Source organism: Rickettsiales endosymbiont of Trichoplax sp. H2, assembly GCF_009690945.1.
GTDB lineage: Bacteria > Pseudomonadota > Alphaproteobacteria > Rickettsiales > Midichloriaceae > Aquirickettsia > Aquirickettsia rohweri.
The window spans coordinates 1-12,391 of sequence record NZ_NPHZ01000008.1 but is presented as its reverse complement, the minus strand read 5'-3'; the positions used below and the strand labels follow the sequence as shown (position 1 = coordinate 12,391).

The following is a 12,391-nucleotide window of genomic DNA, read 5'->3' as shown; positions in this document are numbered from 1 at the left end:
TATAAAAAGAAAATAAATTATAATTACTTATGTATACATTAACTACTAAAGTTTCTAATCCTATAAATAGTAGACTTGAAAATCTTGCAAAAACAATTGATCGTAATAAAAGCTATTTAGTAAGAAAAGCTGTGGAAGATTTTCTTGAAGAAAAAGAAGATTATCTGATAGCTATTCATCGACTAGAACAAAAAGGAAAACGCATTTCTTTAGAAAGTTTAGAGAAAGAATGTGGCTTGGAAAGTTGAATTTGATCATCATGCGGCGAAAGAATTTAAAAAGTTAGATAAACAAAATCAACTTCTTATTTCTGGTTATTTAAAAAATAAAATATCTCTTACTGATAATCCTAGGAACTTTGGCAAACCTTTGCGATATGAGCTTTCAGGGTTATGGCGTTATAGAGTTAAAAATTTTAGAATTATATGCTCTATAGAGGAAGATACACTTATCATTCTTGTTCTTAAAATAGATACCAGAGATTCAGTCTATGCTAATTAATAATTTGTAAAAAGTTATTAAATTTTATATGTAAAATAAGGTAATGTGGACATAACATATTAAAACCCAATATAAAAATTACTTTAATGTCAATTTTTATGTTTTAAATTAGAGACCCCACCTTACTTAAAATGTTGAATAGCGATATAAAGTGAAGTAGGTATAATAACTAATGTACCGAGAAGCATGTAGATATTTGATATATCATTAAATACAAAATATCCTAAAAGTCCTGAAAATAATAATTCTAAATATCTTAGTGGTGCTAAACTTGAAACTTTAACTAAATTAAATGCTTTAAGTATACAAAATAGAATAATATTACTATTTACACCTAAAAATATAAAAAAAATTAAATCAATTGTTTGTGGAGTTATTAAATTAAAATTTAAAGGCAGAAACAAAAAAATAGTTGTAAACAAAGAAGAATAAAATAGCATGCTTAGCATAGTTTCTTGAATTACGTATTTTTTATTAATAATATCAAGGCTTGCAAAGAGCATTGCTGCTATAACAAATGGACATGAATCTATAGTAAAATTTACAGTATTTGGTGTAATTGTTATTAAAATTCCTATTATACCAACAAATGTTACTATCCATAATTTTAATGAGATACTTTCTTTTAGAATAATAGGTGCTAGAATTAGTATAAACATCGGGGTAGTAAAGCTTATAATCGTGGCCATTATTACTTGTGATGATTTTAACCCATTAATCCATAAAAATATTGCTAATGCTAGAAATAAGCCTCTAATAAAATAATAAGTGAATCGTGAAGTTTTTATAGATAGTATTCCATTATAAAAAACAAAAGGTAAAAGACTAACAGTACTAAAAAGAAACCTATAGAATAATATCTCGAGGGGAGGTAAATAAAAACTTAAATATTTTGCAATAACATCATTGAAGCTGCTAACAATTAAACTAAATATAAACCAACTTATCCCAATTTTATAGTTACGGGAGAAATTAGTTAAATTTTTATCAAACACTTTATAACCTATTTTTTGAAAATTAATAATATATTTAATTAAAGATATTCTTAATTATTTTTATTGTTTCATACACATCATCAAAGGAAATATCCATATGTGTGATTACTCTAATTTTATCATCTAAGGCTAACATTCTAATTTTATGTTTTAATAAAAGGTCAATAAAGGTTTTAGTTGTATATTTTGTATTTTGTAGCTTAAAATAAAGAATATTAGTTTTATAAAGTTCCTTATCAATTTTAATCCATGGGATGTTGTCTAACCCTTCTGCAAGTATTTTTATTTTTTCATGATCAAAAACAAGGTTCTTTATATTATTATCCAGTGCAAAAATACATGCAGCTGCAAGAATTCCTGATTGATGTAAAGAGCCACCTTGTTGAAATTTATAATACCAAGCTTTTTCAATGAAATTCTTGCTTCCAGCAAGAATAGCACCTATAGGAGCTCCTAGGCCTTTAGCAAAATCAATATAGACTGAATCAAAATATTGACAGTAATCTTTTACTGATATTCCAGTAACAGCACTAGCATTAAAAATTCTTGCTCCATCAAGATGGGTTAATATACCATGATCTTTGCAATAATAACTAATATCTTTTATTTGATGCATAGGCCATATAGTACCACCGCCAAAGTTAGTAGTTTGTTCAACTGAGACTAATCTTATCCTTGGTAAATTACGTCCTACTCCTCTTTTAACTATTGGTGAAATTTGCTCTTTAGTAAAAATACCTCTATCAACAGAGATAGTATATGAATTTGCATGAACTAGACCACCAATAGACCCTGACTGAACTTTTAAAGAGTGAGACGTTTCATCTAATACTATTATGTCTCCAGGTCTATCGCAATGTGTCCTGTAAGCTATGCTATTAGCCATAGTACCAGTAGGCAAAAATATTGCTGATTCTTTACCAAGTAATTGGCAAGTTTTTTCAATTAAATCATTTGTAGTGGGGTCTTCACATGCAGCTTCATTGCCAACTTTTGCTTTTATCATATAATTTAACATTTCTTTAGAAGGTGTCACATTTGTATCACTGAAGTAATCAATTTTTATTTTCATTTTTTTGCCTTTTTAATTTTTTGAATACAATTTTTGATAATTTGATATGCTTTTTCTATATCAGTTTTAGTAACACCCATGTGTAGAACCGCTCTAATTTGTCCTTCTAACCAAGGGAATAATAATAATCCATTTGTAGCACAACAGTCTAAAAAAAAATCATTCGTTACTTTCAGCTTATAAATATCAAAGGAAACCATATTAGTTTCAGTAGAGCCTAATAGTTTTATTTCTTTAATATTAGATAACATACTAGCAAATAATTCTGCATTGTCATGATCTAACATAATTTTAGAAATATGATTTTTTATTGCATATTGTGCAGCTTTAGCTTGAAATCCAATTTGGTGGAATCCACTTCCTAGCCAAGTTTGATATCTCTTTGCTTTTTCTATAATATCTTTTTTTCCTAAAAGCATTGAATCAAAAGGAGCTCCTAAACTTTTAGAAAAACAAAAGCTTATAGTATCATAATACTTTGCATATTCACTTAATGGAATTTGAGTTTTTACATGTGCATTAAAAATTCTTGCTCCATCAAGATGTAAATTAATCTTTTGATTTTTAAGATATTTATAAATCTCTTACTTTCTACAGCGACGGAGATAATGATGTCCTAAAAGCAGAATTTTCTAGTGGTGCAGTTACTAATAACACATTATTTCAAATTGAAGATGAAAGTGGTAATTGTGGCATAACAACAACTACTACACTTCTTACTACAACCACAACTACGACAACTACTACTACACTTAACCAAGCTCCTAATAGTGTGGAAGCAAACATAACTATTACAAGAGGAGGAGATAGAGTTAAAACACATTTTGTGGCACATGATCCTGAAGGAGATCCTATTACTTATATAGGATTTAATAATTCACATACTTGGATTAGCAATTTTAAGCAAAATGGTGAGGTAACTATCAAACCTAATCAAACAGTTCAACCAGGAATTTATACAATATCTGCTAGAGCGCAAGATTCTCATAATAATACAGCTACAAAAGAAAGTATTATAACAATAAATGTAACAGAAGTTTATAGCTTAAGTAATGCAACAGAAGTCTGTGGCTCTTATTCACCTGGTTTAAGTGGATTAGCTATGGCTATTATTCCAATGTTATTATTAGATTGTGAGATATAATTTATTAAAAATTATTATTAGGTAGTATACACTAGTTTTACATCTATAAATATAGGTAAAGTTATAGATTAATTGTTAGAATATAAACTAAATATGCACTTATCAAAGCAGGAGTAGATAGTGGAAGAATATACCATGATTATGCATCAAGTAGAAAAGATAACAGACCTGGATTGCAATCATGTATTAAAGCATTGCAACCTGGCAACATATTAGTTGTATGGAAGTTAGATCGCCTTGGTAGAGATATAAAAGACCTGATCAGCATGGTAGATATGCTAGGAAAAAAAGAAGTAGGATTTAAAGTTCTTCAAGGATTGGGAGCAGAAATAGATACAGGTAAAGCAAATGGGCGCTTTGTATTTAATAAATTTGCAGCGTTAGCAGAGTATGAGCGTGAATTAATAAAGGAGAGAACCAAAGCTGGATTAGATGCCGCGAGAGCAAGAGGGAGGAAAGGTGGTAGACCTAGAAAAATGGATAAAGCAGCATTAAAAATGGCAATTTCAGCTATGAAGGAGAAAGAAGCAAAACCAAAAGATATTGCTAAAAAGCTAAATATCACAACTACGACATTGTATGACTATGTAAATGGAGATGGAAGCCTAAAAGAAAAAGGAGAATATATTATGTTAAAAGAGTGAAATATGGCTATAGATAATAAATTAAATATATTATCGGAAGATAAGGTAAGAGAACTGTATGGGATACCAAAATTAGAAAGTGAAGATAGAGAAGATGTGAAGTATCTTAAAAGACTAAAAAGAAAAGCTGATAAGGTAAATTATATATTGCAATTAGGTTATTTTAGAGCCAATCGATATTTTTATACATTTAATATCAAAGATGTAGAAGATGATATAATTTATATAAATGAAAGATATTTTAGTGGAGCTACTGTACCTAAAAGAGGGGTTAGTAAGACTATGCAGCAAATTATATTAAAAAAGCAGTCTAAAAGAGTGGCTAAACGAGATATAAGTAAGGAATTTATATTTGAAGAGGTATTAAAATTTTGTGAATATAGGAAAGTATTACGTCCAGCATATTCAGTTGTGCAAGAAATAATATCTGAATCAATACAAAGAGAAGAGAAAAGGATTATTAGAAAACTAGACACTTTATTGAGTAAAAACAGTAAAGCATCGTTGGATGCAGTATTAGAGCAAGATGATTGGTAGAGGAGAAAGTAAGTTTTTTAAAAAGCTTCACACATATTTTAAATACGTCATCTAAAAGCAAAGCATCTATAGGATCATTATCAGCGTATCTAGTAAGTCAAGGAAGTGGGATAGGAAAGAAACAAATGGCAGAATCATCAGATATAAGTATTGATGATCTTAATGGAGTTGAAAGAAAATTTATAAGAATAAAAACATTAGATAAAGCATGTAATGAAATTATCAATGAAATCGCAAAATTAAGAATATTTAAAGATTATAATTTATCAGATTATGGGATACATGCTAGTTTAGATGGTCAAAAAATAGAAACTAGATATCAAACTATAATGGCAAGATATTCAAAAAAATATTTTGGAACTAAAAAAGGTGTAGTGTCATATAGCTTAATAGCAAATCACTTACCAGTTGTAACGAAAATTATAAGTGCAAACGAGCACGAGAGTCATTATGTATTAGACCTCGTATATAACAATAAAAGTGATTTAGATATAAAAGCTATATCAGGAGATATGCACAGTATAAACAGAGTTAACTTTTTCTTTTTAAGAATGTTTAACTATGATTTTATGCCAAGATTTACAAAATTTAATATACGAGCTGAAAATAATTTAGTAGGCTTCAAGAAATTAAGCAGTTATAGTAAATATTTAATAAAACCCATTAAGAAAATTAAAATAGATAACATAATAAAAGAGTGGGATAATGTTTTAAGGATATTGGCATCATTAGCATTGAAAGAAACAACACAAAGTGTGATAATAAGTAAATTATCGTCCTGCAGGAAAATCAATACCACACTAAAAGCTTTAATAGAGTTTAATAATATTATAATGAGTGTATATATGTTAAAGTATATAGATGATTCAAAAATAAGGCAGTCTGTGTATAGAGCATTAAATCGTGGTGAGTCTTTCCACCAAATAAGATCAGCAATATTAAAGATCAGTGGTCGTAAATCACAAGGGAAAAAGGATTTAGAGCTAGAAGTCAGCAATCAATGTAATAGATTATTAGCTTGCTGTATAATATACTACAATACAGCAATATTATCAGAATTATTAGAAATAGCAGAACAGTTAGGTAATAAAAAATTATGCAAGGGAATTAAGCGCTTATCTCCTGTTGCATGGCAGCATATAAATATGATAGGAAAATTTGAATTTTTTGTAAAAAAAGAATCCCTGAATATAGGGGAGATTGCGAACGATTTAATGGAGAATTCAGAAGATATTTTAGTGGCTGCATAAATGGTATTAAGGCGTATATAAGTGCATGACGAGAGGGTGTAATATACTTTGTGTAAGTTACCCCTAATAAAAATCGATACAAACAGTTAACAAGTAATATTTTGTGGTCGCTAGGGATAATCAAATTGCTCCACTACTGAATAATTATGCTCATGTCCATGCAGCTACACTTCATCTGCAAAATATTTATAACTAAGGGTAACGACACCAATAATACCTGTAGATGATATTAATTTAAGCGCTAATTTATTAGTGCATACTAAATACATAGAAATTTTTATACTATTTGTATAGTATGTAATTTGGGTATTTTAAGCAAAATTATAGATTATGGGTACCAATGTCATTCCAGATGAAATATTTCATTGGCATTATTTAATAAAAACCCTCTAATACTTTAATGATCACCAGCTGTGCATTCTTGACAATTATACTTAATAATAAACACTTAATCATTTTACCTCTTATATTAGGAATAGCATTCCCGCATTACAAACTAACTATAAATTAATCCAGTAATATTTATCAAATTGTTAATTTGTAAATCGAACCAGCTACAGCTGTAAGTTGGTTCATTTAACTTTAAGAGTAAGCCCTACAAAAACTATTAACCATCTTTATTTGCTCAATAGTTTTACAAGGTACTTCTAATAACTTTGGATTAGCAATAATAATTGTCAAACATTGCGCTCTTGATATTGCAACATTGAGTCTATTTTTACTAAAAAGAAATTCTATATTTTTTGGTAAGTATTCTGCACTAGATGTAACCATTGAAATTATTACTATTGGAGCTTCCTGTCCTTGAAAATTATCTACTGTCCCTATCCTTGCATTTTTAGGTAATATAGACCGCAAATAATTTACTTGTACATTATAAGGAGTAACTACTAAAATATCTTTTTCTGTAATTTGCCTTATCATTCCACTATCGTCAATTTCTTAATCTAGTAATTGATTATATATTTCATTTATTACATTACCCTCTTCTATACTTTTTTGAGAACAACCTTCATGCTCCACATCAATAAATTTAATTCCTTCATTAGGAAGGCCACAGTTTTTTAAATTAAGTATCCTATTAATTGTATCTTTATGAGCAATTAAACGACCGTCGTAAAATGTTTCAGAAATAAACTTACATATACTAGGTCTTAATCTTCTTGTCTCTGATAAAAATATTCCTCTCTCTATTGGTATTGTAGATTTATTACCAAGTAGATATTCTAATACAGATAATCCAGAATCTCCCGGATGCGTACCTTGTACAGGCTGTCCTAATTGCATTTGGTCACCTATTAATATAAGATTTTTTGTTGAAGTTGACATTGCAACAACATTAGCAAGTGCTACTTGTCCAGCTTCATCTATAAATAGATAATCTAATTGATCAACAAAATATTCATGTGCAAATAACCATGCTGTACCTGCTAATAAATTAGCTTTTAATGATATATTATTAGTTTTTATCTCATTTTTAATATAACTACCTTCAAAATATGTTTCTTTATTACTTGTGCTTGCTTTTTTTATACCTGAAAAAGAAAAATCTTTTTCCTTTGCCACACTCTCAATTCTACTTAATAAATTATGTATTGCTCTATGTGAATTAGAAGTAACCCCTACCCTCTTACCTTGTTTCATTAGCTCCACTATAATATGACTACTTATATATGTCTTTCCTGTACCAGGGGGACCTTGTATAAATAAGTAACTTCTATCCATATTGATTATTACTTGTATTACTTCATTCTGTAAGTTGTCTGAGATTATTATCGCATCACCTGGATTTTTACCTTTAATCTTTGGAATTGACCGTTTAAGTAAATCACTAATACAATTATTAACATCTTTACTCTGAATCATCTTATCTGCAAAACGATATACTGCAGATCTTAAAAGTTTACTATCAATTGGACCACCAGGACCAACTGATAACATTTGAGGCAATTTTTTTTTGCCATACCTCGTTTTATTTTTACATGTCTTTTGACTTCATCAATATCAATTACACTTCCAACCTGCTCCACCGTCTCTGTATTAAAAATACTACTACCTTTTTTAAGTTTAGTTTCCTGCTCTGGATATTCATATATATAAACAAGTGATCTTTTCTCCTGCTGTGGTTCACCAATCAACTTGAGTCCTCCTAAACATTCTACATCTTCTATGATTTCACTTTCATACTTATTTTGACGATCAAATATATTCCACCACTGAGGCTTAGCTTCCCTATTATGAAATTCTAATAAATACATCAGATTCTTTTCTTCATTCTCTAAGTATAGGTTTTCTAATTTATTTTTATACTCATCATATTGTTTTTCCCAATCTTTTTTTTCTTCTTTCACCTCTTCAGGATTTTCATTATCCCCTAATCCTTCAAACCAACTTGTATCTTCTGGTTTAAGAGTAATTAACCAATTTCTTAATAAATATGTTGATTTACAATCTATTTCATTATAGTCAGCTATTTCCTTTAGTAATTTCTCTTCTCCTGTTTCTCTCCATTTATTATATACAACTATACTATCTGCAGCTGTTGCAACAGTATTGGCTCGTTTATCCATATAAAATACCTCTAAATTCTTTATTGAATAACCAGTCTCTGAAGTGCGTATACTTTCTCTAACAACCATATATAAATCTATAAACTTCTTCTTTCTTAATAAGTTATCCAATTGATCTTCATATACCCCATATCTGCAAGATAATCTTTTTAAAGCTGTAGTTTCATAGTGGTTATAATGATAAATATAAGCATTTGGATATTTCTTTAAATGAGCTCTTACAAAATCCATAAAGCTGACAAATGCTTCCTTCTCTTCTTCATGATCATGAGCCCAATATGTTTTAAATATCCCTTTATTATTTTCTTTATAATAAACTCCAAATAAATATTCTAAACCATCAGGATAAAGTGGATCTCCTTCCATATCAAAAAATAAGTCACCTGGATTTATCTTTGATATGCGTTCAAAGCCTTTTCCTCTGGATTGTGAAATAATTTGGTATTTATCTTTTCCTGTTATTGCTTTATAATTCTGTAATATTGCTTGCTCCCTCAATCTTGAAAAAACTTCCTTGTTTATATTTGGAATTACTGTTTTTTCTTCTATTTCTGCTAACTCTTTTACAGTATTAATTCCAAATTTATTGAGCTTTTCTCTTTGTGAATTTGTAATATTTGCCACAAGACTTAAATGATCATCTTTTTTCCACTTTCCTGCACAATATTCTTTCCATTCACATAAGTCACAATGATTACAAGGTTCGGGATATAGATCTTGATTACTACTCCTTATAAATTTTAAAAATTCTTCTTTAGTAGAATTATAATAATAAATATAATCAGTAATTTTAAAACTATAACGTTGATTATCTCCTAAATAAAGATGCATTTCCTTTGGCATATTACCTTGAACATAGCTTAGAAGCTCTGAGTAAACACATAATTGTATTATATGCTTGACCTCTACTCTTTTTGATAGCTTAGTATCTAAAACTTCATAACTATAATTACCTAATTGTGAGATTTTATTACATCTTATTAAAAAATCCGCATCTCCCCTCCATAATTCATTATTTAATGCGGCTTGATAGATTATATCTACTCCTAATTTCATCGCATTATTAGTTTTAGCTATTCGTTCTTCAGGATTAAGATTTTTAGATATTTCTATTACCTCTTGACCATTTTCTTTTAGTTTTTTTAGATAATTCCCCTCATGCTCCAACCCTTTTTGTGCAAATAATATACTTGAATCACTATTATTGCCTAATGTTAATTCTCCTCTTATCTTTTTATTATTAAGTATTGTTGCATAATTACATGATAAAAAGATTATTAAATCTATTGGTGAACAAATATTTTTATTTTTGTGTTTCTGCACCTTTAATTAACATAAATAATTGCTTTAAACTTATATTTTTTTTGTATCATTTTATCACACAAATTTTATATTTTAATTATTAATTAATTTACAACCTATTCTTACCAAAATATAATCCAAAATATTTTCAGCAATTCCTTTGCCTGTAATTTTTTCTAACCCTTCAAACTGTGGAGAAGAATTTGCTTCACATACTAGATATTTTCCATTTTTTCCAAAAAGTAAATCTATGCCTGCTACATCAAGGTTCAATAATCTTGCTGTTTCAGTAGATATCCATTCAATCTCAGAAGTAAGCTTATAAGGTAAAGCCTCTGCTCCTTTGGAAAAATTTGCTTTGAATCCAGATTTTGATTTGCGTTGCATGCATCCAATCACTTTACCTCCGAGTACAAATACTCGTAAATCTTTTCCAAAACTAGTTTCAATAAATTCTTGTAAGATAATATTTGCATTTTCATTATTAGTGTAAATAAGCTCCATTATATCTAAAAATTTTTCTTCAGATTCACATAAATAAATACCTCTTCCTTGAGTGCCAGTAACATTTTTTATAATTAATGGTAGCCCTACTTCTCTTTTAACTACAGATGTATCTATAGGAAATTTCGCAAGCATAGTCTTGGGTGTTGGCAATCTACTCTGAGATAAAATTTGATGCATGAATAATTTATCTTTTACATAGTTAATAGAATTTGCTGAGTTGCATACATAAACGCCTAAATATTCTAATTGTCTAATCACTGATAATGCATAAAAACTTGTAGCAGATCCAATTCTTGGCAAAACAAAATCTGGCAAATTCGTAATTTTATCATCAATTAAGATACTATTTTTATCATCCTTAGTCACTACTAACTCAAATTGATCAGGTGTAATAACTTTAAGATTAATATTTTTTTGTTTAGAAGCTTCTAATAATCTTAATAAACTATAATCCGTAATATCTTTTTCTTTTTTATTATATATAATTATTCCTTGAATCATATGTAAATATCTCACCTCACGTAAAAAATTGAAAACAAATTAAAATATTAAACTATATAAAAATATACATAGAACAATAATCATATAAAGCTTATTAATGTTAATAAAAATTTTACACTAATTATTATCTTTAGTTATAGATTTTTTATTACTTAATAACATCAGAATATGTAATAATCTTTCTTATAGACACCGGAACATTAATTCTATTTTTTTGTAATTCCATCCATATTTCTGTTTTAATTTCACTTTGAGGGATGAAAAAGCCCTTCTTTACATCTTCTATCCAAAATAACAATAGAAATGTAATTATTCCATCATGTATATCTTGCAATATGCATAGCGGCGTAGGATCTTTTAAACAATATATACTTTTTTTTGCTGTATTTAATATAATATTCTTTACTTTATCAATATCTTCCTTATGTGAAACTTTTATTTGAACTTCTAACCTTAAATTTGTATCTCTATGAGTCCAGTTGATAATTTTATAATTAATAAATTCCTCATTAGGAACCATCATTTCTTTTCCACAAAACGTTTTTATTAAAATATATCGCCCTCCTATTTGACTTACAAACCCTATAGTTTTATCATTCAGTTCAATTAAATCGCCTATTTCAAATGATTTTTCAAATAATAGTATTATTCCTGTAATAAAATTAGCCGCAATTCTTTGCAAACCAAATCCTATCCCAATTCCAATAGTCCCACTAAAAACAGTTAATGCTGTTGTATCAACTCCTACAATTCCCAATGTTACTAAAAATACAATTGTTGATATAGTAACATATAAAGTTTTTACTAAAATTTCTCTATTACTAGGTTTAAGTCTTGAGATCTTTCTTATTTTCTGTTCACTATATTTCAATACCCATAAAGATGTTATTATTAAGATTACTAAGGCTATTATTGTTATAAGAATTGAGTATGCAGTAAATCTTAGCGAACCTACAGTAAATGATAACCCATCTGAATCTAAAAATTGCTTAATATAAACACCAAAATATATAAAAATTCCTAGAAAGAGTATAATTAATGAATAAAACATCATACTTTTTTTACTAACTAACTTTTTCATAAACTTTATATAAAAAATAATAATATTATGTTATTGTAAATATAGTATTTTAACACTAACAATTTTTAAAATAAATACTACAAAAACCAAGTCGAAAAATATTGTTTTGAATAGATTTCTCTACTCAAGTCTAGTTACCTATATTGAGTTCAGATTACAAATATTGACCTCACTTTTGAATGTGTATCATAAGTATACAAGAAATATTTTCTTGTATACTATCTATTATAGAGGTAGCTCCTCTATAGGAGATGGAAGGAGATATTCCGATTTTGAATGAAGACTTA

15 protein-coding genes are annotated in these 12,391 nt (G+C 28.2%); 6 read left to right on the top strand and 9 right to left on the bottom strand.

Annotation, left to right across the window (positions count from 1 at the left end; translation table 11 throughout):
- The first annotated feature begins 29 nt into the window (after positions 1–29).
- Together relB and h2es_RS06750 are read left to right on the top strand one after the other, a co-directional pair.
- Positions 30–248 carry a type II toxin-antitoxin system RelB family antitoxin gene (relB, locus tag h2es_RS06755; protein ID WP_126045284.1) on the top strand — a complete coding sequence of 73 codons (219 nt, stop codon included), beginning with the start codon at positions 30–32 and terminating at the stop codon, positions 246–248.
- A complete protein-coding gene (locus tag h2es_RS06750) occupies positions 232–501 on the top strand; it encodes a type II toxin-antitoxin system RelE family toxin (RefSeq protein ID WP_126045283.1) in 270 nt (89 codons plus the stop codon). Before relB ends, h2es_RS06750 begins: the two co-directional genes overlap by 17 nt.
- A 122-nt stretch (positions 502–623) precedes the next feature.
- Here h2es_RS06750 and h2es_RS07900 read toward each other — a convergent pair whose 3' ends face one another.
- The 4 genes from h2es_RS07900 to h2es_RS07840 all read right to left on the bottom strand — a co-directional run bounded on the left by h2es_RS07900 (position 624) and on the right by h2es_RS07840 (position 3,354).
- On the bottom strand, positions 624–1,496 hold the full coding sequence (locus tag h2es_RS07900) for a DMT family transporter (protein WP_154512549.1): 873 nt from the start codon (positions 1,494–1,496) through the stop codon (positions 624–626).
- A 34-nt stretch (positions 1,497–1,530) separates the two neighbouring features.
- Positions 1,531–2,568 (bottom strand): threonine aldolase family protein, encoded by a 1,038-nt coding sequence (locus h2es_RS06740; protein ID WP_154512547.1) that lies wholly within the window; start codon positions 2,566–2,568, stop codon positions 1,531–1,533.
- The gene (locus h2es_RS06735; RefSeq protein WP_326845022.1) at positions 2,565–3,149 is read right to left on the bottom strand and encodes a threonine aldolase family protein; all 585 of its coding nucleotides are present in this window, start codon (positions 3,147–3,149) and stop codon (positions 2,565–2,567) included. The genes h2es_RS06740 and h2es_RS06735 overlap by 4 nt, the downstream gene beginning before the upstream one ends.
- Positions 3,150–3,231: 82 nt before the next feature.
- Positions 3,232–3,354 carry a hypothetical protein gene (locus tag h2es_RS07840; RefSeq protein WP_268258915.1) on the bottom strand — a complete coding sequence of 41 codons (123 nt, stop codon included), beginning with the start codon at positions 3,352–3,354 and terminating at the stop codon, positions 3,232–3,234.
- Here h2es_RS07840 and h2es_RS06730 point away from each other — a divergent pair.
- The 4 genes from h2es_RS06730 to h2es_RS06715 all read left to right on the top strand — a co-directional run bounded on the left by h2es_RS06730 (position 3,341) and on the right by h2es_RS06715 (position 6,143).
- Entirely contained in the window at positions 3,341–3,712 is a 372-nt protein-coding gene (locus h2es_RS06730) for an Ig-like domain-containing protein (RefSeq protein WP_154512543.1), read from the top strand. The genes h2es_RS07840 and h2es_RS06730 overlap by 14 nt on opposite strands.
- 101 nt (positions 3,713–3,813) lie before the next feature.
- Positions 3,814–4,356, top strand: a complete 543-nt coding sequence (locus h2es_RS06725; RefSeq protein ID WP_326845021.1) for a recombinase family protein — start codon at positions 3,814–3,816, stop codon at positions 4,354–4,356.
- A gap of 3 nt (positions 4,357–4,359) precedes the next feature.
- The gene (locus h2es_RS06720; RefSeq protein WP_154512541.1) at positions 4,360–4,893 is read left to right on the top strand and encodes a DUF4158 domain-containing protein; all 534 of its coding nucleotides are present in this window, start codon (positions 4,360–4,362) and stop codon (positions 4,891–4,893) included.
- A complete protein-coding gene (locus tag h2es_RS06715) occupies positions 4,887–6,143 on the top strand; it encodes a Tn3 family transposase (RefSeq protein ID WP_154512539.1) in 1,257 nt (418 codons plus the stop codon). The genes h2es_RS06720 and h2es_RS06715 overlap by 7 nt, the downstream gene beginning before the upstream one ends.
- Positions 6,144–6,725: 582 nt before the next feature.
- Here h2es_RS06715 and h2es_RS06710 read toward each other — a convergent pair.
- From h2es_RS06710 to h2es_RS06690, 5 genes are all read right to left on the bottom strand, one after another.
- Positions 6,726–7,067: an AAA domain-containing protein gene (locus h2es_RS06710; protein WP_154512537.1), complete on the bottom strand. Its 342-nt coding sequence runs from the start codon at positions 7,065–7,067 to the stop codon at positions 6,726–6,728.
- Between the two features lie 18 nt (positions 7,068–7,085).
- Positions 7,086–8,084: an AAA domain-containing protein gene (locus h2es_RS06705; protein ID WP_230204292.1), complete on the bottom strand. Its 999-nt coding sequence runs from the start codon at positions 8,082–8,084 to the stop codon at positions 7,086–7,088.
- Positions 8,039–10,036, bottom strand: a complete 1,998-nt coding sequence (locus tag h2es_RS06700; protein ID WP_154512533.1) for a TM0106 family RecB-like putative nuclease — start codon at positions 10,034–10,036, stop codon at positions 8,039–8,041. Before h2es_RS06700 ends, h2es_RS06705 begins: the two co-directional genes overlap by 46 nt.
- A gap of 72 nt (positions 10,037–10,108) precedes the next feature.
- Positions 10,109–11,023 (bottom strand): ATP-grasp domain-containing protein, encoded by a 915-nt coding sequence (locus h2es_RS06695; protein ID WP_154512530.1) that lies wholly within the window; start codon positions 11,021–11,023, stop codon positions 10,109–10,111.
- 148 nt (positions 11,024–11,171) lie between these two features.
- Positions 11,172–12,104, bottom strand: a complete 933-nt coding sequence (locus h2es_RS06690; RefSeq protein ID WP_154512528.1) for a mechanosensitive ion channel family protein — start codon at positions 12,102–12,104, stop codon at positions 11,172–11,174.
- Positions 12,105–12,391 lie beyond the last annotated feature (287 nt).